Source organism: Telluria sp. LT2P34 (assembly GCF_059685915.1).
On the sequence record NZ_JCASIN010000003.1, the window covers coordinates 60,833 to 83,797 of the forward strand.

At 63.6% G+C, this 22,965-nt stretch carries 23 protein-coding genes; 20 read left to right on the forward strand and 3 right to left on the reverse strand.

Annotation, left to right across the window (positions count from 1 at the left end):
- The first annotated feature begins 2 nt into the window (after positions 1-2).
- From paoC to AC56KZ_RS10920, 4 genes are all read left to right on the forward strand, one after another.
- Entirely contained in the window at positions 3-2,267 is a 2,265-nt protein-coding gene (gene paoC, locus AC56KZ_RS10905) for an aldehyde oxidoreductase molybdenum-binding subunit PaoC (RefSeq protein WP_497162191.1), read from the forward strand.
- Between the two features lie 83 nt (positions 2,268-2,350).
- The gene (locus AC56KZ_RS10910; RefSeq protein WP_497162192.1) at positions 2,351-2,692 is read left to right on the forward strand and encodes a hypothetical protein; all 342 of its coding nucleotides are present in this window, start codon (positions 2,351-2,353) and stop codon (positions 2,690-2,692) included.
- 12 nt (positions 2,693-2,704) lie between these two features.
- A complete protein-coding gene (locus AC56KZ_RS10915) occupies positions 2,705-4,375 on the forward strand; it encodes a hypothetical protein (RefSeq protein ID WP_497162193.1) in 1,671 nt (556 codons plus the stop codon).
- A gap of 87 nt (positions 4,376-4,462) precedes the next feature.
- Positions 4,463-5,671 carry an MFS transporter gene (locus AC56KZ_RS10920; RefSeq protein WP_497162194.1) on the forward strand — a complete coding sequence of 403 codons (1,209 nt, stop codon included), beginning with the start codon at positions 4,463-4,465 and terminating at the stop codon, positions 5,669-5,671.
- 6 nt (positions 5,672-5,677) lie between these two features.
- On the opposite strand, the gene AC56KZ_RS10925 is transcribed toward AC56KZ_RS10920, so the two are convergent.
- On the reverse strand, positions 5,678-6,283 hold the full coding sequence (locus tag AC56KZ_RS10925; RefSeq protein WP_497162195.1) for a PEP-CTERM sorting domain-containing protein: 606 nt from the start codon (positions 6,281-6,283) through the stop codon (positions 5,678-5,680).
- A gap of 444 nt (positions 6,284-6,727) precedes the next feature.
- Here AC56KZ_RS10925 and aceA point away from each other — a divergent pair, with 444 nt between their 5' ends.
- The 3 genes from aceA to AC56KZ_RS10940 all read left to right on the forward strand — a co-directional run bounded on the left by aceA (position 6,728) and on the right by AC56KZ_RS10940 (position 10,993).
- The gene (aceA, locus tag AC56KZ_RS10930) at positions 6,728-8,026 is read left to right on the forward strand and encodes an isocitrate lyase (protein ID WP_497162196.1); all 1,299 of its coding nucleotides are present in this window, start codon (positions 6,728-6,730) and stop codon (positions 8,024-8,026) included.
- Positions 8,027-8,222: 196 nt separating this feature from the next.
- Positions 8,223-9,509 (forward strand): 23S rRNA (adenine(2030)-N(6))-methyltransferase RlmJ, encoded by a 1,287-nt coding sequence (locus AC56KZ_RS10935; protein ID WP_497162197.1) that lies wholly within the window; start codon positions 8,223-8,225, stop codon positions 9,507-9,509.
- A gap of 212 nt (positions 9,510-9,721) precedes the next feature.
- Positions 9,722-10,993, forward strand: a complete 1,272-nt coding sequence (locus AC56KZ_RS10940; RefSeq protein WP_497162198.1) for an EAL and HDOD domain-containing protein — start codon at positions 9,722-9,724, stop codon at positions 10,991-10,993.
- A gap of 31 nt (positions 10,994-11,024) precedes the next feature.
- Here the strand turns inward: AC56KZ_RS10940 and AC56KZ_RS10945 are convergent, their stop codons facing one another.
- Both AC56KZ_RS10945 and AC56KZ_RS10950 read right to left on the reverse strand, forming a co-directional pair.
- Complete coding sequence (locus AC56KZ_RS10945; RefSeq protein ID WP_497162199.1) at positions 11,025-11,771, reverse strand: SAM-dependent methyltransferase; 747 nt, start codon at positions 11,769-11,771, stop codon at positions 11,025-11,027.
- A 21-nt stretch (positions 11,772-11,792) separates the two neighbouring features.
- Positions 11,793-12,425 (reverse strand): Maf-like protein, encoded by a 633-nt coding sequence (locus AC56KZ_RS10950; protein WP_497162200.1) that lies wholly within the window; start codon positions 12,423-12,425, stop codon positions 11,793-11,795.
- A 135-nt stretch (positions 12,426-12,560) separates the two neighbouring features.
- Between AC56KZ_RS10950 and AC56KZ_RS10955 the strand changes: the two genes are divergently transcribed.
- The 13 genes from AC56KZ_RS10955 (at position 12,561) to AC56KZ_RS11015 (ending at position 22,791) form a co-directional block, all read left to right on the forward strand.
- The gene (locus tag AC56KZ_RS10955; RefSeq protein ID WP_497162201.1) at positions 12,561-13,058 is read left to right on the forward strand and encodes a YceD family protein; all 498 of its coding nucleotides are present in this window, start codon (positions 12,561-12,563) and stop codon (positions 13,056-13,058) included.
- 173 nt (positions 13,059-13,231) lie between these two features.
- Positions 13,232-13,414: a 50S ribosomal protein L32 gene (gene rpmF, locus AC56KZ_RS10960; protein WP_028104096.1), complete on the forward strand. Its 183-nt coding sequence runs from the start codon at positions 13,232-13,234 to the stop codon at positions 13,412-13,414.
- Positions 13,415-13,605: 191 nt separating this feature from the next.
- Entirely contained in the window at positions 13,606-14,631 is a 1,026-nt protein-coding gene (plsX, locus tag AC56KZ_RS10965; RefSeq protein ID WP_497162202.1) for a phosphate acyltransferase PlsX, read from the forward strand.
- 49 nt (positions 14,632-14,680) lie between these two features.
- Positions 14,681-15,664, forward strand: coding sequence for a beta-ketoacyl-ACP synthase III (locus tag AC56KZ_RS10970; protein ID WP_497162203.1), 984 nt, complete (start codon positions 14,681-14,683; stop codon positions 15,662-15,664).
- A 26-nt stretch (positions 15,665-15,690) separates the two neighbouring features.
- Positions 15,691-16,629: an ACP S-malonyltransferase gene (gene fabD, locus AC56KZ_RS10975; protein ID WP_497162204.1), complete on the forward strand. Its 939-nt coding sequence runs from the start codon at positions 15,691-15,693 to the stop codon at positions 16,627-16,629.
- Positions 16,630-16,649: 20 nt separating this feature from the next.
- Positions 16,650-17,387, forward strand: coding sequence for a 3-oxoacyl-ACP reductase FabG (fabG, locus tag AC56KZ_RS10980; RefSeq protein WP_497162205.1), 738 nt, complete (start codon positions 16,650-16,652; stop codon positions 17,385-17,387).
- Positions 17,388-17,577: 190 nt separating this feature from the next.
- Positions 17,578-17,817 (forward strand): acyl carrier protein, encoded by a 240-nt coding sequence (gene acpP, locus AC56KZ_RS10985; RefSeq protein ID WP_020653257.1) that lies wholly within the window; start codon positions 17,578-17,580, stop codon positions 17,815-17,817.
- Between the two features lie 26 nt (positions 17,818-17,843).
- Entirely contained in the window at positions 17,844-19,091 is a 1,248-nt protein-coding gene (gene fabF / locus AC56KZ_RS10990; RefSeq protein WP_497162206.1) for a beta-ketoacyl-ACP synthase II, read from the forward strand.
- Between the two features lie 135 nt (positions 19,092-19,226).
- Positions 19,227-19,703, forward strand: coding sequence for a protein YgfX (locus AC56KZ_RS10995; protein WP_497162207.1), 477 nt, complete (start codon positions 19,227-19,229; stop codon positions 19,701-19,703).
- 192 nt (positions 19,704-19,895) lie between these two features.
- A complete protein-coding gene (rpoE, locus tag AC56KZ_RS11000) occupies positions 19,896-20,498 on the forward strand; it encodes an RNA polymerase sigma factor RpoE (protein ID WP_497162208.1) in 603 nt (200 codons plus the stop codon).
- Between the two features lie 89 nt (positions 20,499-20,587).
- Positions 20,588-20,905, forward strand: a complete 318-nt coding sequence (locus AC56KZ_RS11005) for a sigma-E factor negative regulatory protein (protein ID WP_497162209.1) — start codon at positions 20,588-20,590, stop codon at positions 20,903-20,905.
- Positions 20,906-21,082: 177 nt separating this feature from the next.
- Positions 21,083-22,528, forward strand: a complete 1,446-nt coding sequence (locus AC56KZ_RS11010) for a DegQ family serine endoprotease (RefSeq protein ID WP_497162210.1) — start codon at positions 21,083-21,085, stop codon at positions 22,526-22,528.
- A gap of 11 nt (positions 22,529-22,539) precedes the next feature.
- Positions 22,540-22,791, forward strand: a complete 252-nt coding sequence (locus tag AC56KZ_RS11015) for a glutaredoxin family protein (RefSeq protein WP_497162211.1) — start codon at positions 22,540-22,542, stop codon at positions 22,789-22,791.
- Positions 22,792-22,965 lie beyond the last annotated feature (174 nt).

Consider the following 22,965-nt stretch of genomic DNA (forward strand, 5'->3'; position numbering starts at 1 on the left):
CCATGAAATTCAACGATCCCGCAAGCACCAATCCGATCGACCAGTTGAAGGTCGTGGGCCAGCCGATCAGCCGCATCGACGGTCCCCTGAAAACCACGGGCACCGCGCCCTATGCCATGGACCGCCACGACGTGGTGCCGAACCAGGCCCACGGCTATATCGTCGGTTCGGCCATCCCCAAAGGGCGCATCGTCTCGATGGACATGACGGCGGCGAAAGCGGCGCCCGGCGTGATCGCCATCGTCAACGCGGCGAACGCCGGCAAGCTCCACAAGGGCAATTTCAACACGGCCCTGCTGCTGGGCGGCCCGCGCATCGAGCACTATCACCAGGCGGTGGCGCTGGTCGTTGCCGAAACCTTCGAGCAGGCGCGCGCCGCCGCCCACCTGCTACGCATCAATTACGAGCGCGACGCGGGCGTGTATGACCTGGAAGCGGTGCGCAACAAGGCCGCCGCGCCGAAAAAGGACAGCTCGGCCGAAACCAGGGTCGGCAACTTCACGGGCGCCTTTGCCTCGGCGCCAGTCAAGCTCGATGCCGAATACCATACTGCCCATGAGTCGCATTCGATGATGGAGCCGCACGCCAGCGTCGCGGCCTGGGACGGCGACCGGCTGACCCTGTGGACCTCGAACCAGATGATCGCCTGGGGCAAGGGCGACGTGGCCAAGACCCTGGGCATCCCGAAAGACAAGGTGCACCTCATGTCGCCGTACATCGGCGGCGGCTTCGGTTCCAAGCTGTTCGTGCGCGCCGACGCCGTTCTGGCCGCCCTCGGCGCGAAAGCGGCGCGACGCCCGGTGCGGGTGACGATGCAGCGCGCGCTGATCCCGAACAACACCACCCATCGCTCGGCCACCATCCAGCGCATCCGCATCGGCGCCACGCGCGAGGGCAAGATCACGGCCATCGCCCACGATACGGCGTCCGGCAACCTGCCCGAAGGCAGCCCGGAAAACGGCTCGACCCAGACCCGCACCCTGTATGCGGGCGAGCACCGCATGACCTCGAACCGCGTGGCCAGCATGGACCTGCCGGAAGCGAACGCGATGCGCGCCCCCGGCGAAGCGCCCGGCATGGCGGCGCTGGAAATCGCGATGGACGAGATGGCGGAAAAGCTCGGCATCGACCCGGTGCAGTTCCGCATCCTGAACGATACCCAGGTAGTGCCGGACAACCCGGAAAAGCCGCCGTCAAACGACCCGCAATCGAAGAAGCCCGAAGAAAAAAAGAAGCACAACCCGCATCCGCCGTTCTCGCAGCGCCAGTTCATCAAATGCCTGCAGACGGGCGCAGAGCGTTTTGGCTGGAACAAGCGCTCGGCCAAGCCGGGACAGGTGCGCGACGGGCGCTGGCTGGTCGGCGTCGGCATGGCCGCGGCCATCCGCGACAACATGCTGACCAAATCCGCGGCGCGCGTGCGCCTCGACCGGCGCGGTTTCCTGACCGTGGAAACCGACATGACCGACATCGGCACCGGCAGCTACACCATCATCGCGCAAACGGCCAGCGAGATGATGGGCGTGCCGATGGAGCGCGTGAAGGTGCGCCTGGGCGATTCCAGCTTCCCGGCGTCCTGCGGTTCGGGCGGGCAGTGGGGCGGGAATAATTCGACGGCCGGCGTCTATGCCGCCTGCATGAAGCTGCGCGAGGCGGTTGCCAAGGGCGCCGGCTTCGACCCGGAACGCGCCATCTTCGCCGACGGCCTGGTGCGCGCCGGCGACAAGAGCATGCCCCTGGCCCAGGCCGTGGGCGAGCGCGAACTGGTCGCGGAAGACATGATCGAATACGGCGACATCAGCGAGCGCTTCCAGCAGTCGACCTTCGGCGCGCATTTCGTCGAAGTGGGCGTCGACGCCGTCACCTGCGAAGTGCGGGTGCGGCGCATGCTGGCCGTCTGCGCGGCCGGGCGCATCCTGAACCCGAAAACGGCGCGCAGCCAGGTGATCGGCGCGATGACGATGGGCGTGGGCGCGGCGCTGATGGAGGAACTGGCGGTCGACAAGCGCCTCGGCTTCTTCGTCAACCACGACCTGGCCGGCTACGAGGTGCCGGTGCATGCCGACATCCCGCACCAGGAAGTCATTTTCATCGACGAGACCGATCCGATGTCGTCGCCGATGAAGGCCAAGGGTATCGCCGAGCTGGGCATCTGCGGCGTGGCGGCGGCGATCGCCAACGCCGTCTACAACGCCACCGGGGTACGTGTGCGCAGCTATCCGGTCACCCTGGACAAGCTGATCACGAAGATGCCGCTGTCGGTGTAAGCGTGACAAAGGGAGAGATTCTATCGGTTCGGTTCGAGTAAGATGTTGCAATTCTGAAATTACTCCACCACCCGGATCTCTCCATGCATCGACATCGTAGTCTGGCAGTGCTCGCCTGGGCCTGCCTGTCATTATTGGTCGCGTGCGGCGGCGGTGGCGGTCCGGTGGATCAGGTTCCCGTTGTTCCGCCGCCGATCGTCGTGATCAATCCGCCGCCGGCCCCGGGTGAAAGCTCGCTCATTCCTGAAGCCGGCCCGCTTGGGGCGGTCCTCCATGCTGACGCGGCGCCGCTGCGCGTCTTGCGCGCCGGTGCGGTGTGGTCTTATCGCGGACTGGACCAGACCGGTGGCAGTTCACCGGCCGACAACCTGATTTATTCCAACAAGGTCAGCCTGGCCGGTTCGGATGACCTGGGATATGTTTAGCATGGCACCAACGTGTTCAACGACGGCGTCGACCAGACTGAGGGCCTGCGCTTCGACCGAGGTGCGTACACGGCCAGCCTGATCGCGGAATTGTCGGAAAACGGCCCGCGAATCGCCGAAACGGTCGCCGAGTTGCGCAGTCCGGTCCGGGTCAACGACCTGTACGGAAGCTTCGAGCGCAAGAATGTCGATATCGGCAGTGACCTCGACGGCGACCGCCTGAACGAAACGGCCACACTCGCGATGTATTCGCGGGTCATGGGCAGGGAGAGTGTCGACCTGCCCAACCGCCGCGGCGTCGAGGCCGTTCGCGTGGACGCGACGCTGCGCGTTCGCCTGACGCCCAGCACGACCCGGATTGCCTTGCCCGTGTATGAGGTCGTTCAGAGCACCTGGTATGCGCCGGGAATCGGCGTCGTCAAGCGGCGGCTCGAAGAGCCGAACGACACCGACGGCCTGCCCAACAGAGTGGTCACGGAAGTGCTGGAAAACTGGGACGGGCTGACCGAAGGCCTGGGATACCTGCCGACGCAAGTGGCCGCGGCGCCGCCATCCTCGGCGCTGGCCGGCAGCGCATTGCAGTTTCCGATCGACGCCGTCGGCTTCGATACCCACGCGGTCGTGGCCGGCTACCTGCCAGAGCGGCCAAGCTCGCTCGGCATCGTGCTGGCCCAGATCGACGCACGCGGGGTGATGGTGGCCGCCCGCAGCTACGCGATGGGCGAGCTGTTCCCGGGCGCCCCCTGGGTGGTCCAGCCGCGCCTGGTGCGTAGCGGCAACGAACTGCGCTTGTTTGCGCAGCTGGGCAACAGCGCTGTGGGCATGCTGGCGCTCGACGCCACCGGCCAGCGCATCCTGCGCCCGCCTGTCACCCTGCTGACCGATTCCGCCATGACCCTCGACTACGACCGTATCGGCTACCGGGTAGTGGCTGACGGCGCCGGCTTCTGGCTCGCCTGGCTGCGCTCCACCCAGGAGCCGGACGGACGCTACTTGCGCTCGACCCTCGCTGCCCGCTTCGGCGACGATGGACAGGCGCGCGGTGCTCCGCTGGTCGTCATGGAGCCGGTCGCCGCCGACATCCACAACCTCAGCATGGCCATCGATGGCAAGCAGCTTGGCCTGTCGTGGTACGAGGGCAACCTGCCGGCGATCCGCCGCCGACTGGCCACGATCGACACCGGCAGCATGGTGCTGTCGCGCAGCACGCTCGACCTTCCCGAAGAAGCGTGTCTGGTGGCCAACATGATCAGTTTGCAGCCTGGACTGGCTATCACCTGCTGGAAGAACAATCTTTCGCCCCTGTCGGCCGCTCGCGTCGACGCCAACGGCCGGCTGCTGCTGGCCAATGGCACTGGATTGGCGGGGGAGGCGTTCAAGGCGCCCTGGCTTGACTCCCTCAACGGCGGTGCGTTCGGCTCCGGGGGTACTGGCGAACTGAACGTGGTTGCCAGGCAGTTTGCGCCCTATTGGCCGGGCGACTCCGCCGACGGCTTCAACACCGTCTTGCGTTCGAATAGTGGCGGCGGCCCGCTGGCGGCGAGCGAACCGGTGCTCCTGGCGAGGCTGCGAGAGCCGACCGGCGATGTGATCGCCACGCTGCAACTTGGCAATCGCCTGCTGCTGCTCGGCAATGGCAATAATGCTTACCTGACCACCACGCTTGTCTGGCTGGCGAAGTAAGCCCTGCTCGGCCGGCGCCTCGCCTGCAGGCGCGCCGGCTTTTGACTACACTGGCTGTCTTCGTCTTTTTAATTGGTCGGCAACCCCATGAGTACAACAAGCCTGCGCCAGGATGCGCGTGTGATCGGCCTGGTCGGTGTTTCGCACGGGGTGTCGCACTTTTTCCACCTGATCCTGGCGGGCTTGTTTCCCTGGCTGAAGACGGCGTTCGCCTTGTCGTATGCCGAGCTGGGCCTCTTGATGACCGTGTTTTTCGTGGTCTCGAGCGTCGGCCAGGCCTTGTCGGGCTTCGTCGTCGACCGCGTCGGCGCGCGCCGGGTGCTGTTTGCCGGGCATGCCCTGCTGGGGATCGCGGCGCTGCTGCTGGCGAGCGCGCCCAACTACGCGGTCTTGATGCTGGGCTCGCTCCTGGCCGGCTGCGGCAATGCCGTGTTCCACCCGGCGGGCTATACGCTCCTGAACCACAACGTGTCGAAGGAGCGCTTGCCCCATGCCTTTTCGGTGCACGGTATCGCAGGCAATATCGGCTGGGCCGCCGCGCCGCTGTTCCTGGCAGGTATCGCTACGCTCTCGAGCTGGCGCATCGCGCTGCTCTCAAGCGCCGCGATTCCGTTTTGCATGCTGGCGATCCTGCTGCTCAACAGCAAAGCCCTCGCGGCACGCGCCACGCCGCAGCCGCAAGGCCCGCAGGCGGCCGGTGGTTCCTTCGCTTTCCTGCGCCTGCCGCAAGTGTGGATGTGTTTCGGTTTCTTTTTCCTGACCTCGGTGGCGCTGGGCGGCATCCAGGCCTTTTCGTCGACCAGCCTGATTGCGCTGTACGGCATTTCCCTGGCGACGGCAGCCAGCGCCTACACCAGCTTCATGCTGTCCTCGGCGCTGGGCATGGTGGCCGGCGGCTTCCTGGCTACCAAAACCCACAACCACGGACGCACGATCGCCATTGCCTTCGTGGTCGCGGCCGCGCTCGCGCTGCTGCTCTCAAGCAGCAGCGTGCCGGGGCCGATGGTGGTGGTCGTGATGGGGGCGATGGGCCTGGCGATGGGAGTGGCCGGGCCTTCGCGCGATTTGCTGATCCGCGCCGCCGCGCCGCCAAACGCGAGCGGACGGGTGTTCGGCATCGTCTATTCGGGCCTGGACAGCGGCATGGCCCTCGGCCCCTTCCTGTTCGGCACCCTGATGGACGACGGGCAACCGGCTGCGCTCTTCATCGGCGTGGCGCTGTTCCAGACGCTGGCGATCGCCACCGCCGTGGGCGCGGGCGCGAACGGCCGCGCACCGCTGCCGCAGAAGGCCTGAGCAGCTTCAGCGGCGCCTGCGCCAGGCGATCAAGGCCAGGCCGGCCAGCATCAGGGCGAAGGTTTGCGGTTCCGGGATGGACGTTGGCGGCACTGTCCCGTCCGGCGGTGGCGGGGCGACACCGGCGGGAACATCCAGGGACATCAGGCTACCGATCTTGTCGCCCCTGCTGTCGAGGAAGTTGACTTTCAGGTGAGGCTGGTCCAGGTCCGGGGCGCCGGTGAAAGCAAAGCTGAACAGCATGTTGTCGGTCAGCCGGATCGGAGCACCATAGATACACAGCACTTTGTCGTCCGCATTCTTGCCGCCGCCCTCACAACCGTTCGCGTTGAGTTCGCTTGAATCCAGTTGCCATGCCGCGGCGCCTGCCGGTGCGCCGACGAGCGAAACGCTGTCGAAGCGGCCCACTTCCTTGACGCCGATGGCACCGAGCGTGCGGGCGCCGGCCCAGTCACCGCTGCGTTTTGCCGCATCGATTTCCAGGGTCAGGACGTTCTGGCTCCAGGTCGTCGTGAAGACCACGTCCTGGAAGCGCAACACGCCGGCCTGAGCCGAACTCACTAGGGTAGTGGCGGCAAGCGCCAGGATCAGCTTGCGAAAAGTCGTTTTCAAAATACATTCCCTCTGATTAGGCGCTGGTGTTCCTGCGCTCTGTTGTTGTAAGTACTAGCTAGAAACATGCTGCACGGAAAGATGCTGTAGGTCAACAAATTACAAAGAAAAGAAACTAAAAAGTTCGAATTGCAAGATTGTGCAAACCTTTCGTCTCGTTTCCGCACGAAAATTCGCCGTAATGCCCTGGACCATCATTTCACCATGTGAAATATAGCTTCCACTGGGTGACAAGCTGCAGCACGAATGCAGGTCCTGCGATTCTCATTCTGAGAAATTTCTTTCCGCATCGTGAAATATAAATTCCAAGTCATTGTTTTTAAATAGAATAAAAATAATCAGCTGTCTTATATAAGACCTATTGTGCTCTGCACAACCTGATCTATGATTTGTCTCAGGGATTTCATTTCGCAATTAAGCAGTTTTCACTATCAGGAGAATCAAATGGCAACTCGTGAACAGCAAATCGCAGCCCTGAAAACCGACTGGGAAACCAATCCACGCTGGAAGGGTGTCGTGCGCAACTACACGGCCGAGGATGTGGTGCGCCTGCGCGGCTCGCTCCAGATCGAGCACACCCTGGCCAAGCGCGGCGCCGAAAAGCTGTGGGATCTTGTCAACAACGAGCCCTTCGTCAACGCCCTGGGCGCCCTGACCGGCAACCAGGCGATGCAGCAGGTGAAGGCCGGCCTGAAGGCCATTTACCTGTCGGGCTGGCAAGTCGCGGGCGACGCCAACGTGGCCGGCGAGATGTACCCGGACCAGTCGCTGTATCCGGCCAACTCGGTGCCGCTGGTGGTGCGCCGCATTAACAATACCTTCCAGCGCGCCGACCAGATTCAATGGTCGGAAGGCAAGGACGACATTGATTACTTCGCACCGATCGTGGCCGATGCCGAAGCCGGTTTTGGCGGCGTGCTCAACGCCTTCGAGCTGATGAAGTCGATGATCGAAGCGGGCGCCGCCGGCGTGCACTTCGAAGACCAGCTGGCCTCGGTCAAGAAATGCGGCCACATGGGCGGCAAAGTGCTGGTGCCCTCGCGCGAAGCGGTCGAAAAGCTCACCGCCGCGCGCCTGGCGGCCGACGTGATGGGCACTTCGACCCTGGTCATTGCCCGTACCGATGCCGAGGCGGCCGACCTGCTCACGTCCGACGTCGACCCGATCGACCAGCCATTCTGCACCGGCGAACGCACCGTGGAAGGTTTCTACAAGGTGCGTCCGGGTATCGACCAGGCGATTTCGCGCGCGCTGGCCTATGCCCCGTTCGCCGACCTGGTCTGGTGCGAGACCGGCAAGCCGGACCTGGCCTTCGCCAAGCAGTTCGCCGATGCCGTGCACGCCAAGTTCCCGGGCAAGATGCTGGCCTATAACTGCTCGCCTTCGTTCAACTGGAAGAAGAACCTGGACGATGCGACCATCGCCAAGTTCCAGAAAGAACTCGGCGCGATGGGCTACAAGTTCCAGTTCATCACGCTGGCCGGCTTCCACTCGCTGAACTACGGCATGTTCAACCTGGCCCACGGTTATGCGCGCCGCGGCATGTCGGCTTTCGTGGAGCTGCAGGAAGCGGAATTCACCGCTGCCGAGAAGGGCTTCACGGCGGTGAAACACCAGCGCGAAGTCGGCACCGGTTATTTCGACGCCGTGACCCAGGCCATCCAGCAGAACCAGAGCTCGACCACGGCGCTGCATGGATCGACCGAGGACGAGCAGTTCTTCGACGAGAAGAAAGTCGCTTAAAGAGCGCTGGCACGTCACTCCATAGCGGCCCGGCGTCCAGCCGGGTTGCACCCCAGCCGCAGCGGCACACGCCCTGCGGCTTTTTACATTTACGCGCGATTATTTTGGCTGCGTGCGGTTGTAGTGGATAATGGCGACAATTGCGCCGCCCGCTCGGCGGCATCTGCATCTACCCTATTTTTTTGGAATTTCCCCTATGTTGAGCTACCGCCACGCCTTTCACGCGGGTAATCACGCCGACGTCCTCAAGCACTTCGTCCAGGTGCAGCTTCACCTGTACATGAACCAGAAGGACACGGCCTACACCTATATCGACACCCATTCGGGCGCCGGCGTGTATGCGCTCGACAGTTCGTTCGCGACCAAGAAGGCCGAGTTCGATACCGGTATCGGTCCGCTCTGGTCGCGCACCGATATCCCGCCGGCGCTGGCCGACTACCTCAACCTGGTCAAGGGCATGAACCCGAGCGGCAAGATGCGCTACTACCCGGGCTCCCCCTATGTGGCCGACCAGATGACGCGGCCCGACGACCGCCTGCGCCTGTTCGAACTGCATCCCGCCGACAGCAAGATTTTGGCGGAAAACTTCCGCAAGGTCGAAGCGCACAAGGCGGAGCAGGGCGAGCGAGCGCGCGGCCGGCGCGTGATGATCGAGCGCGGCGACGGCTTCCACAGCATGAAAGCCCTGCTGCCGCCGCCATCGCGCCGCGCGCTGGTGCTGATCGACCCGCCCTATGAAATGAAGGACGATTACCGCAAGGTGAAGGATGCGATCGAGGATGCGCTCGGGCGCTTCCCGGCCGGCATCTATGCCGTCTGGTACCCGCTGCTGCAGCGCATGGAATCGCGCCAGTTCGCCGACCGCCTCAAGCGCCTGCCGGCCAAGGAATGGCTGAACGTGACGCTGACGGTGTCGACCCCGGGACCGGATGGTTTCGGCCTGCACAGCAGCGGCATGTTCATCCTGAATCCGCCGTACACGCTCGAGCCGCTGCTGCGCGAGACCCTGCCTTACCTGGTCAAGGTGCTGGGCAAGGATGCGGGCGCTACCTTCGTGATCGAGCGCGGCACCCAGGTCACGGGTGCGGCATCGGGCCGGGTCGGCGCCGGCGGCGCGGCGCGCCAGCCGGTCGGCAATGCACGCCGCGCCAGCCCTTTGTCGGGCACGGGCAGCCTGCGCTTGCCAGGCCAGCCTTCGGTGCAGCGGATGGCCGAGGAAGCCGCGGCCGCGGCCGACGCGCGCCGCCCGATCGGCGCACCGAGCGCCAAGCTTGCCACGCCCAACACACGTGCCGACGCCAGCACCGCCTCCAAGGTGGAAGCGGCCTCGCGTGCCAAGCGCTTTTCACGCCCGGTGGCGGACGGGGCGGCTCCACGCGCACCCGCCGCACGGCCGCAGGCGAGCGGCGCGGCTGGCCGGCCGGCGACCCCGCGGCCCGCTGGCGGCGGCGCCGCTCCGGCGCGCTCGCGCAAGCCACGCTGAGCCGAAGCCTGTCAAGCGCCGGCTCTGCCGCTAGTCAGCTCCGTATAGTGCATCCGACACGGCGCGTGCGCGCAACAGCGCACGCCGGCCGCCCGCCCGATTTCGATGTAAAAATGTAAAGATTGACTATTTTGGTGTATAGTCGACGAGGTGTGCGAGTACGTGCGCCTGCTGTCGCGCCTGCCGCGCGACAATTGTTTTCAGGAGCTTCCATGCATGCCGAAGTAAGGGCAGTATCGGCCACGATACCGTCCGACGAATTTTTCCTCGCGCGTCAGCCGATTCTCGGCCGCGACCAGCATCTGGTTGCCTTTGAGCTATTGTTTCGCGCTGCAGGCGAGCACGATGACGCGCGCCTGACCGACGGCGCCGCCGCAACCGCCGCCGTCATTTCCCACGCCTCGCAGCTTGGGTTGTCGCAGGTGGTCGGGGAGAAATTGGCATTCGTGAACGTCGATGAAGTCGTCCTGATGAGCGATTTTGTCCGATTCCTGCCTCCGAATAAGGTTATCCTCGAAATCCTCGAGACCGTCAAGCCGACCCAGCCGTTGCTGGCCCGCGTGGCCGAGCTGAAACGGCTCGGCTTCAAGTTCGCGCTGGACGACGTGGTCGAGCACACCAGCGAGGTCGAGCAGCTGCTCCACCTCGTCGATGTCGTCAAGATCGACCTGCAAGGCGTGAGCGTCGAGGCCCTGGGCCCGCTGGTGGCGTCGATGCACGCGGCCGGCAAGAAGCTGCTGGCTGAAAAGGTCGAAACGCAGAGCGAGTTCCGCCTGTGCCAGGAGCTCGGCTTCGATTTTTTCCAGGGTTATTATTTTGCCCGGCCCGATATCCTCAGCGGCCGCAAGATTGCGCCTTCGAAACTGGTGATCCTGCACCTGCTCGAGCTGATCAACAGCCCGGCCGACAACAGCGTGATCGAAACGGCCGTCAAGCGCGATGCGCTGATCAGCCTGAACCTGCTACGCCTGGTCAACAGCCGCGCCGCGGGTCCGGAAGACCGGATCGAATCGGTCGCGGAAGCATTAAGCAAGCTCGGCCGCAAGCAGTTGCGCCGCTGGCTCGAGATCCTGATGTATACCACCTCGGGCAATCCGGACGAACTGGCCTCGCCGCTGCTGCAGCTGGCCACCACGCGCGGCAAGCTGCTCGAGCTGATGTCGCTGCAGGTGCGCCCGGGCGACATTGTCGGCGCCGAACGCGCCTTCACGGTGGGCATCATGTCCCTGGCCGACGCGCTGTTTTCGATGCCGATGGCCGAGGTGCTTGACAATGTCGAGCTGGCCGCCGACGTGCGCGCCGCGCTGCTGGAACGCGCCGGCGACCTCGGCACCATGCTCGACCTCGTCGAGCGCCTGGAAAAAGCCGATACCGACCGCCAGTTCACGGCCGCCCTGCGCAAGCTGCAGCTGAGCTCGAAACAGGTGCGCGAGATCGAGCTGGCGGCGTTTGATTGGGTCCGCGAGCTGGTGAGCGAAGCGTAGGGGTCATCGAGGCCACTGGCCTCGACCACCCCTACGCCAAAAACAGGAACACCGTCGGCTTCTTGTGAAAGTCCGGCGCCTTGCCCGCCGCCAGTTGCGCCTTCCACTTTGCCGCCGTCAGCGTGCGGATCGATTCGCTCGGCAGCGAGAGGTCGGTGGCCACGCACACGAGCGTGCCCGGCTGGCAGCTGCTGACCAGGGCCTCGAGCATCTGGCCGTTGCGGTAGGGCGTCTCGATCAGCAACTGCGTCTGTTTTTCGCTCCGCGAGCGGGTTTCCAGTTCGCGGATGCGCTTGCTGCGGGCGGCGGCGTCGGTCGGCAAATAGCCATTGAAGGCAAAACTTTGGCCGTTCAGGCCGCTTGCCATGACCGCCAGCAGCAACGAGGACGGCCCGACCAGCGGGCGCACCGTGATCCCGTTGGCGTGCGCCAGGCGCACCAGGTCGGCGCCGGGATCGGCCACGGCCGGCACGCCGGCCTCGGAGACCAGCCCGGCGTCTTCGCCTTGCAGCAGCGGCTGGAGCAATTGCTCCAGCATCGAGGCGGGTGTGTTGACGTTCAGTTCCGCGATCCGGATTTCCTGCAGCGCCGTGGCCAGCGGATGGTCGATGGCGACGAGTTTTAAAAAGGCGCGCGCGGTTTTCGCGTTTTCAGCGACGAAATAGCCGAGTTGCGAGGCAATTGCCTGCACCTGGCCGGGCAGGACGTGGGACAGGGCGCCGGGAACGGCGTCGGTGGGGCCAAGGGTATTCGGGATCAGGTAGAGGGTGCCGGGCATTGGTTCGTTAGTGAAGCTTGGTTAAGAGTTGCGGATGCCGAAGAAAGCGACCCCGGCGCGGCGCAGCATGCCGCTCAGGGCGATCAGGGGCAGGCCGGTGAGGGCGGTCGGGTCGCTCGATTCGATGCGCTCGAGCAGGGCGATGCCGAGCCCTTCGTTCTTGGCGCTGCCGGCGCAGTCATAGGGCTGCTCGATGCGCAGGTAGGCGTCGAGCTCGGCATCCGGCAGGTCGCGAAAGCGCACGAAGACCTGCACGTTTTCGCGCTGGGCCAGCCTGGCCGCCTCGACGGGATCCGTGACGCGTCCATCCCACAGGCACAGCGCCGTGTGGAACACGACTTCGCGCCCGCGCATGGTTTGCAACTGCCGCAGGGCGCGCGCGTGGTCGCCGGGTTTGCCGATCTGTTCGCCGTCGAGCGTGGCGACCTGGTCGGAGCCGATGACGAGCGCGCCCGGATGCAGGCGGGCGATCGCGCCGGCCTTGGCCTGCGCCAGGCGCAGCGCGGTCGCCTCGGGAGCTTCGCCCGGCGCCGGGGTTTCGTCGATCTGCGGCGCGATCGCCTCGAAGGGAAGCTGCAGGCGTTGCAGCAGTTCGCGGCGATAGGCCGAGCTCGATGCAAGGATCAGGCGCGGCTGGGTAGAACTTGGTATCATGTCGGACCGTCTCGGATCGATGCTTTGCAGGCCTGCAACGGCTGTGCCGCTGCGGGCCAAAAAAACGCGCCAAGCCTTTGACTAGGCGGGGATAAGCCTGTTATTATCGCAGGTTTTCCGGGGACGTTTTCTGCAATGAGCGCTTTTGTCATCGACGCCTTTGAGTTCTGCCGTACCAAAGGCTATCGCGAAGGAGTGACCCCGGTCACGGAAATGTCCCGCCTGGCAGCCGATTGCGCCAATAATACCGGCGAGATCTCCTGGTCGATCCAGGGCGGCAGTACCCCGCAAGGCTATCCGACCATGGTCCTGTCCGTGGCCGGTCCGGTCCAGTTGGTATGCCAGCGTTGCCTGGCCCCGTTCGACTACCATATCGATTCGTCGACCCAGCTGGTTTTGGGGCGCGACGATGCGGAAGCCGACAGCTTCGAGGAAATCCTCGACGACGACAGCGTCGACGTGATCGTCGGCAGCCATGCTGCCGATATCCGCGAGCTGCTCGAAGATGAAGCCCTGCTGGCCTTGCCGCAGGCGCCGAAACACCAGATTTGTCCCGACACCAGTGTGCTTGACACCCTGAAGTCTGAAAAGGTCTCGCCCTTCGCCGGCTTGAAGACCCTGAAATCCGAATAAGCCAATTGGCAGCAAGTAGTTAGCAGTTGTAGTCAACGCGTGCACAGTCGAGTATGTCAGGGCAGCGTTTTAAACATGCCGGTAATCGTGAGATTGCCGGTTGGATACTCGATGTGCATGTTTTTGCAAATCGATTGTGTTAGAATTTTCGAACTTTAGTATTAGGAGTCATCATGGCAGTTCAGCAGAACAAGAAATCCCCTTCGAAGCGCGGTATGCACCGTTCGCACGATTTCCTGGTTGCCCCCAACCTGGCAGTCGAGCCGACCACCGGTGAAACCCACCTGCGTCACCACATCAGCCCGAACGGCTTTTACCGTGGTCGCAAAGTCCTGAAGACCAAGAACGACGAGTAATCGCCGTCTTGTTTTTCGTACCATGAAAGCGGTGCAACGTATGTTGAGTGCGTGGCGCCGCTTTTTCTTTGTACCCGGTGCACCTTGTGCGCCCTCACGGCTGCCTCAGCGCTTGTCAGGCGCCGTCATCGCGTCCCGGCGCGCATGCACCCAGCCGCTCGCCACGTGCGATTCGCGGTTTTACCCCACAGATGACAATTAAAATATCCATCGACTGCATGGGCGGAGACCACGGTCCTTCCGTCACGATTCCCGCAGCGTTATCGTTCCTGAAACAGCAGCCCGAGGCCGAACTGATCCTGGTTGGCCTCGAAGACGTGCTGCGTGCGGAACTGAAAAAACACCATGCCGGCGCCAATCCGCGCCTCTCGGTCCGTCACGCTTCCGAAGTGGTGGCGATGGACGATCCGGTCGAAGTCGCGCTGCGCCGCAAGAAGGATTCCTCGATGCGCGTCGCCGTCGAGCTGGTCAAGGACGGCAGCGCCCATGCCTGCGTCTCGGCCGGCAATACCGGCGCGCTGATGGCGGTGTCGCGCTACGTCCTGAAGACGATGGCCGGCGTCGACCGCCCGGCGATCTGCTCGATCCTGCCGAACCAGAAGAATGGCCCGACCTACATGCTCGACCTCGGCGCCAACGTCGATTGCGAGCCGCACCACCTGCACCAGTTCGCGATCATGGGCTCGGTCCTGTTCTCGGCGATGGAAGGCGTTGCCAGGCCGACCATCGGCCTCCTGAACGTCGGCACCGAAGAGATCAAGGGCAATGAGGTCGTCAAGAATACCGCGGCCCTGCTGCGCGCCGATCATGCGCGCGGCGTGCTGAACTTTTACGGCAACGTCGAGGGCAACGACATCTTCAAGGGCACGACGAATGTCGTCGTCTGCGACGGTTTCGTGGGGAACGTTACCCTGAAAGCCATCGAAGGCCTGTCGCGTTTCATGAAAACGGTGTTCAAGCAAAGCGCACTGTCGATGCTGGGCGCGCTGATCGCCCGCGGCGCGCTGAAAAAGCTGAACCCGGAGCGCTACAACGGCGCTGGTTTACTGGGCCTGAAGGGCCTGGTCTTCAAAAGCCATGGCGGCGCGAATGCCTATGCCTTCGAATGGGCGCTGAAACGCGCTTTCGATGCGGCGAAAAATAATGTACAAGAGCAACTGTCGACGATGATCGCCGATTTGATGCCAGACACGCCCGGCGCCCAGCGCCAGGGTTGATCCATAACGGAATAACACCGAAACACGACGACGGATGGGTGGAGATGCAATGACTGTCTACAGCAAAATCATCGGCACCGGCAGTTATCTGCCGGCACGCAGGGTCAGCAACGACCAGCTGGCTGTGGAGCTGGCCGAACGCGGCATCGAAACCTCGGACGAATGGATCAGTTCGCGTAGCGGTATCTCTGCACGCTACTACGCCGCCGCCGACCAGAACTCGTCGGACCTCGCCGTCCTGGCCGCAGGGCGCGCGCTGGAAATGGCCGGCAAGACGGCGCAGGACGTCGACATGGTGATCGTGGCCAGCTCGACCCCTGACTTCCAGGGCAGTTTCCCGAGCACCGCCTGCATCGTCCAGCGCAAACTCGGCATGACCAACCACAGCGCAGCCTTCGACGTGCAGGCCGTCTGCAGCGGCTTCGTGTACGCGATGGCCACCGCCGACGCCTTCATCAAGGCCGGCATGCACCGCACGGTGCTGGTGATCGGCTCCGAAGTGTTTTCGCGCATCCTGAATTTCGACGACCGCACCACCTGCGTGCTGTTCGGCGACGGCGCCGGCGCCGTGGTGATGGCGGCCTCGAACGAGCCGGGCATCCTGGCGGCCAAGCTGCATGCCGACGGTACCCATTCCGACATCCTCTCGATTCCCCCGAATCCCGCCGGCAGCCCGGCCAGCGGCGGCTTCCTGCACATGGACGGCCAGGCCGTCTTCAAGCTGGCGGTCACGGTGCTCGAGGAAGTGGCGACCGAAGTGCTGGACGCGGCGCAGATGAAGGCGTCGGATGTGGACTGGCTGATCCCGCACCAGGCCAATATCCGCATCATGAAGAGCACCGCCAAGAAACTCGGCCTGCCGCTCGATCGCATGGTGGTGACGGTGGACGAGCACGGCAATACCTCGGCCGCGTCGATTCCGCTGGCGCTCGACCTTGCAGTGCGCGATGGTCGCGTCAAGCCGGGCGACAATGTCTTGATGGAAGGCGTCGGCGGTGGTTTCACCTGGGGCGCGGTGTTGGCACGCATGTAATCACGTACTAAAGGAAAAATAACAAGATGAGCACATTCGCATTCCTGTTCACCGGCCAGGGCGCGCAAGCGGTCGGCATGCTGAACGGCTTCGCCGGCAACCCGGTGGTCGCGCAAACGGTCGCCGAGGCGTCCGACGCGCTCGGCATGGACCTGGGCCGCCTGATCGCCGAGGGCCCGAAGGAAGAACTCGACCTCACCACCAACACCCAGCCGGTGATGCTGACCGCGGCCGTGGCCGTGTACCGCGCCTGGATCGCCGCCGGCGGAGCGGTGCCATCGGTCGTCGCCGGCCACAGCCTGGGCGAATATTCGGCGCTGGTCGCCGCCGGCGTCATCGATTTCAAGGATGCGGTGCCGCTGGTGCGCTTTCGCGCGCAGTCGATGCAGGAAGCGGTGCCGGTCGGGCAGGGCGGCATGGCCGTCGTGCTCGGTTTATCCGCGGACGAGGTGCGCGCTGTCTGCCTCGAAGCTGCCCAGGGCGAGGTGGTCGAAGCGGTCAACTTCAACGAGCCGACCCAGATCGTGATCGCCGGCCATGCCGCCGCGATCGACCGCGCCTGCGAAATCGCCAAGGCCAGGGGCGCCAAGCGCGCCATGAAGCTGTCGGTTTCCGCCCCGTTCCACTCGTCGCTGCTCAAGCCCGCCTCGGACCGCCTGCGCGATTACATGGCCGGCTTGAGATTCCACGCACCCCGCATCGATTTGATCAACAATGTCGACGTGGCGATCGTGAAGGATCCGGAAGCGATCAAGGACGCCCTGGTGCGCCAGGCGGCCGGCGCCGTGCGCTGGGTCGAGACGATGCAGAAGATGGCCGCCGCGGGCGTCACCCAGGTGATCGAATGCGCGCCAAGCAAGACCCTGATCGGCATGGCCAAGCGCATCGATCCGGTGCTGGCCGGGGAAGCGCTGCTCGACCAGGCTTCGCTCGAGCGGGTGCTGGCAAGTATCAACGCTTCGTAATAGAAAAGAACAGGAATCACATGAATCTGGATAAACAAGTCGCCCTCGTCACCGGCGCCTCGCGTGGTATCGGCAAAGCCATTGCACTCGAACTGGCACGCCAGGGCGCCACCGTCGTCGGCACCGCCACCAGCGACGCCGGCGCCGAAGCGATCAGCGCTTATCTCGCCGAATTCGGCGGCAAGGGCGTCGTGCTCGACGTCACCGACGCGGCGCGCTGCACGGCCGTCGTCGACGAGGTACAAAAGACCGTCGGCCCGCTTGCCATCCTGGTCAACAATGCCGGCATCACCCAGGACAACCTGGCCATGCGCATGAAGGATGAAGAGTGGGACAGCGTGATTGCGACCAACCTGACGGCCGTCGGCCGCCTGTCGCGCGCCGTCCTGCGCGGCATGATGAAGGCCAAGCATGGCCGCATCATCAATATCACCTCGGTGGTGGGCTCCTCGGGCAACCCGGGCCAGATGAATTACGCCGCCGCCAAGGCCGGCGTGGCCGGCATGACGCGCGCCCTGGCGCGTGAAATCGGCAGCCGCAACATTACCGTCAATTGCGTGGCGCCGGGCTTCATCGACACCGACATGACCAAGGGACTGGGCGAAGGCCAGCACGAAGCGCTGCTGACCCAAATTCCGCTGGGCCGCCTCGGCCAGCCCGAAGACATCGCCCATGCCGTGGCTTTCCTGGCCGGCCCGACCGCCGCCTACGTCACCGGAACCACGCTGCACGTGAATGGCGGCATGTACATGAATTAAGGATGAGCATTGCCGAACAGGAAAAATGGTGCGCACGCTTGAGCATGCCTCATTTTAATTGGCGGCAGGTTCTCATCTTTTAGCAGGAGTTTCGGCCGAATTAGCGTCAGACGCCGAAAATAGTTTTTCAGTGCGCAAACCTGATAAAATGCGCGCACTTTCCGCAACACATACCTAATGGAGCTATAACATGTCGGATATCGAACAACGCGTTAAAAAAATCGTCGCTGAGCAACTGGGTGTTGCAGAAGCCGACATCAAAATCGAGTCCTCGTTTGTCGACGACCTCGGCGCAGATTCCCTGGACACCGTTGAGCTGGTGATGGCCCTGGAAGACGAGTTCGAAATGGAAATCCCTGACGAGCAGGCTGAGAAGATCACCACCGTCAAGCAAGCGATCGACTACGCGACCGCACACGTCAAGGCTTAAGCTGTTATAGTTTCCGGGAGATTCGCTTGAGCCGTTCACGCAACCGCCGCGTTGTCATTACCGGCCTGGGCTGCATTTCACCAATCGGCAACACGATTGCCGAGGCGTGGGATGCAGCGCTGGCTGGCAAGTCAGGCATTGCCAACATCACCAAGTTCGATGCGACGCCGTTTTCGACCCGTTTTGCGGGCGAAGTCAAAGGCTTCAATATCGAGGATTACCTCCCCGCCAAGGAAGCCCGGAACATGGATACGTTTATCCATTTCGGGATGGCAGCGGGCATCGAGGCGCTGCAGGATTCGGGACTCGAAGTTACTGAAGAAAATGCCGACCGTATCGGCGTGATTGTCGGCTCCGGCATCGGCGGCTTGCCGCGGATCGAAGAGCAGAAGGACGAGTACGACAAGCGCGGCCCGCGCCGCATTTCGCCCTTCTTCGTACCGGCATCGATCATCAACATGATCTCGGGCGATCTTTCCATTAAATACGGCCTGCGCGGTCCGAACCTCGCCATCGTCACGGCCTGTACCACGGGCCTGCACTGCATTGGCGCGGCTGGCCGCCTGATCGAATACGGCGATGCCGACGTGATGATCGCAGGCGGCGCCGAATCGACCATCTCGCCGCTGGGCCTGGGTGGTTTTGCCTCGGCACGCGCACTGTCGTCGCGCAACGACGACCCGGCCACGGCCTCGCGTCCCTGGGACCGCGACCGCGACGGCTTCGTGCTGGGCGAGGGCGCCGGTGTCATGGTGCTCGAAGAGTACGAGCACGCCAAGGCGCGCGGCGCGAAGATCTATGCCGAGCTGCTGGGCTTCGGCATGAGCGCCGATGCCAACCACATCACCGCGCCGATGGAAGACGGCAGTGGCGCCAGCCGTTGCATGGTGTCGGCCATGAGCAATGCCGGCATCAATCCGGACCAGGTGCATTACGTCAATGCACACGGCACCTCGACGCCCCTGGGCGACCTGGCGGAAGTGCAGGGCATCAAGCGTACCTTCGGCGACCATGCGCACAAGCTGGTGGTCAACTCGACCAAGTCGATGACCGGCCACCTGCTGGGCGGCGCCGGCGGCATCGAGTCGGTGTTCACGGTGCTGGCGATCAAGAACCAGGTATCGCCTCCGACGATCAACCTGTTCAACCAGGACCCGGCTTGCGACCTGGATTTCGTGGCCAACACGGCGCGCGACATGCAGATCGATTACGCCGTCAAAAATTCCTTCGGTTTCGGCGGTACCAACGGTACCCTCGTGTTCGCCAAGGTGTAAGGGCCGGAACGGGAGCATGCTCCCGGTCTGAACCTGTCGCGCCCGGTCTTGTCTAACAAATCGGGCGCCTGACCCTGCCGCATCCCGCGCGCGGCAGGCGTTCCGCTTCTCCATTCTTCTCCTATGTCACTTGCCGTGTCCGCGCGCATCGCGCCGTCACGCAGCCTGCGCACGATGCTTGCGCTGTTTGCGCTGGCCAACCTCGTCGCAAGTCTGGTTGTCGCTTTCATCACACAGCAACAGTTCGTCGGCGCTAGCGTATCCGCCGTGTTTTTCCTCGTTGCAGGACTGCTTTCCCTGCACGGATGCCTTAGCGCGACAAAGACGCACCGGATTGATGTATCTGGAACCGGCGCCATCCGCCTGACGGTACAACAGGAGATGAGGGCCGAGGTTTTGGCCCCAAGCGGAATCGTCGTCATGCTGTTGCCTGAAACGCTGGTCTGGTCGCACATCCTGCTATTGCATCTGAGCGATGTGCATGGAAAAAGAACGGTGGTGCCGGTGCTGCACGACAGCCTGCCACCCTCCGACTACCGGGCACTGCGGGTCGCAATTGGCCACGTGTACGGGCGCGTCGCGCCGGCGGCAACGACGAACGAAATACTTTGAACTTATTGCAACCAGCCAACTCTTAGCATTGGGGAGGCCTCGAGAACCGTAGCGAGCGGAAGGGCTGCTGGTCAAGAAGCGCAGTCGTACGAAGGTACGACGAGCTATCGCCTTGGCAGCGCAGACCGGTAGACCGACGCGCAGTAGGTTATCGAGGTCTCCCCCGGGGTGGGGCGGCCGAGGGGCGTCTCAGTGACAACAGAACGCGAGGGTGATCAACTGCTGGTCGAACGCGTCCAGGCCGGTGACCGGCAGGCGTTCGATTTGTTGGTGGCAAAGTATCAGCGCAGGCTGATGCGTCTGGTGTCGCGCCTCGTGCACGACCCTGCCGAAGCGGAAGATGTTGTGCAAGAAACCTTTATTAAAGCGTTTCGGGCTCTGCGGCACTTTCGTGGCGAGTCGGCGTTTTATACTTGGCTATATCGCATAGGAATTAATACAGCAAAGAATTTTCTGGTCACGCAAGGCAGGCGCGCGCCGACCTCGACCGAGGCAGATTCGGAACGTGCTGAGGGGTTTGACGATGCGGACAGCTTGCGCGACATAAACACACCCGAATCGGTGTTGGCGAGCAAGCAGATCGCGTACACGGTCAATGCAGCAATGGAAGCGCTACCGCTGGAACTGCGGACGGCGATTGTCCTGCGCGAAATTGAGGGTTTAAGCTACGAGGAAATCTCCGAAGTGATGGCCTGTCCAATTGGCACGGTGCGCAGCAGGATTTTCAGGGCGCGCGAAGTCATAGCCGAGAAACTGAGGCCTTTGCTTGACTTTCCCACTGACAAACGTCGGTAGGTAGCGATGATCGCAAGGCGAAAACCTTGCTCTTTCAGGGTTTTCGGAAACCTGGGTATTTTTGGTAATTTTGGATCACGCAGCCACTGATGGAACCACCGATGGACACGAACAAGAAAAACCGCGAGCGTATCTCCGCCCTCTGTGACGACGCGCTGCCAAAAGACGACCACGAACTTGCCAGCGCCGCGCTCCTGACAAGCGAGGGGCGGGCAGCATGGGAAGTCTATCACCTCATCGGCGACATGCTGCGCACCGGAGAGTCCGCCGACTTGTCGCCGGGTTTTTCGAAGCGCCTGGCTGCCCGCCTTGCCGCCGAGCCGCTGCACCCGCGCCGCGCTGCCAGTACCGAAGCCGAACATGCTGGCAAGCCGGCGGTGCTGGCCGCATCCTCGCCATCCTCCTGAGGCGGTCCACGCTGCACAAGCGGCCGCGCTCCCCTGAGCGGGACAGGCATGGCGGCGATGCCTTGCCCGGGCTGGCGTGACCCGCATCTGACCCTTCCTCGCATCACAACTCTGCGCGACAAGCCATGGGGTTTCGGCTTACCATAAGGTCAATTTCCGTCCTTATTCCTGACTCCCATGACAAGCAAATTCCCTCGCCTAGTCCTGTCGGCCCTGCTGTTGGCGTGCGCCGGCCTGTCCACCCCTGGCGCCGCGATCGGCGCCGCACCCGTTCCCACGCCGGTGGTGACCGGCTTGCCGGACTTTTCCGACCTGATCGACAAGGCCGGGCCGGCGGTGGTCAACATCCGCACGACCGAGCGGGTGCGCAGCGGGCAGGGTGGTCCGGGCGAGGAGGAAATGCAGGAATTCCTGCGCCGTTTCTTCGGCCAGCCGATTCCGCGCCGGCGCTCGCCCCAGCCGCAGGGAGAGCAGGAGGTGCAGCGCGGCGTCGGGTCCGGCTTCATCATTTCCGATGACGGCTATGTGCTGACCAATGCCCACGTCGTCGATGGCGCCGACGAAGTGACGGTCACGCTGACCGACCGCCGCGAGTTCAAGGCCAAGGTGCTTGGCTCGGACCGCCGCTCCGATGTCGCCCTGTTGAAAGTCAGCGGCGCCAACCTGCCTTACCTGCGCACGGGCGACTCGAGCAAGATCCGGGTCGGCGAGTGGGTGATCGCCATCGGTTCGCCTTTCAACCTCGACAATACAGTTACTGCCGGCATCATTTCCGCGAAATCGCGCGATACCGGCGAATTCCTGCCCCTGATCCAGAGCGACGTCGCCGTCAATCCCGGCAATTCGGGCGGGCCCCTGATCAATATGCGTGGCGAAGTCATCGGCATCAATTCGCAGATCGCCACCCTGTCCGGCGCCTATAACGGCATTTCCTTCGCCGTGCCGATCGACGAAGTGATGCGCGTGGCTGACCAGCTCAAGAAAACCGGCACCGTCACGCGCGGGCGCCTTGGCGTACAAATCAGCGAGGTGACGCGCGACGTCGCCGAGTCGCTGGGCCTGGGCAAGGCGCGCGGCGCCGAAGTGTCGATGGTCGAGCCGGGCGGCCCGGCGGAAAAGGGCGGCATCAAGGTCGGCGACATCATCCTGAAATTCAATGGCCAGGCCATCGAAACAACGCGCGATCTGCCGCGCATCGTGGGCGCCTCGAAAATCGGCACGCGCGCCACCGTGACCGTGTGGCGCCGCGGCGCCCAGCTCGACGTGCCCGTCACCATCGTTGCCCTCGAGGACGAGAAAACGGCTGCTGCCAAGCCACAGCCGAACAAGCCTGCCCCGGGCGCTGCGACGAACGCGCTCGGCCTGCAAGTGACGAACCTGACGGCCGAGCAGCGGCGCACCTTGCGCGTCGAGGGCGGTGTCGCGGTCGAGGCGTCCGCGGGCAGGGCGGCCACGGCCGGCATCCGGGCGGGCGACCTGATCCTGCAGGTGAACAACGTCGAGATCAAGGACGCGGCCCAGTTCAACGCGCTGGCGGGCAAACTCGACCCGAAGAAGAGCATCGCGGTGCTGGTGCGGCGTGACAACGTCACGCAGTACATCGTCATCAAGCCTGCCAGGTAAGGGCGTTCGCCTTGACGTTTACCTTATATTCGCGCAGCTGGTGCCACCTTTGCGAGGACATGCTGGCCGCCTTGCAGGCCATGGCGCCGCCGGGCCGGCCCTTCGAGGTCGACGTCATCGACGTCGATGCCGACCCGGTGCTCGAAGCGCGCTTCAACGAGCTGGTGCCGGTGCTCTACGGCCGGCTCGACGAGCCTGAGCTATGCCATTATTTCCTCGACGAAGCCGCCGTGCGGCGGTATATCGGACAGAACCGCGGATAAAGCGCGGACCAAGCGCCGATGAACCGGGCTTTCTACCTCGAAATCCGGTAAAATGCAGGGTTGAAAAAAGCCCCCGTCGCTGTCGCGGCGGCTTCTCAGCTTAATATCCGTTGCACTCAGTTGAATTCAGGCGCTCGCCTGGGGTAGACACGACCCCCGATGGAGCGCTTTTTT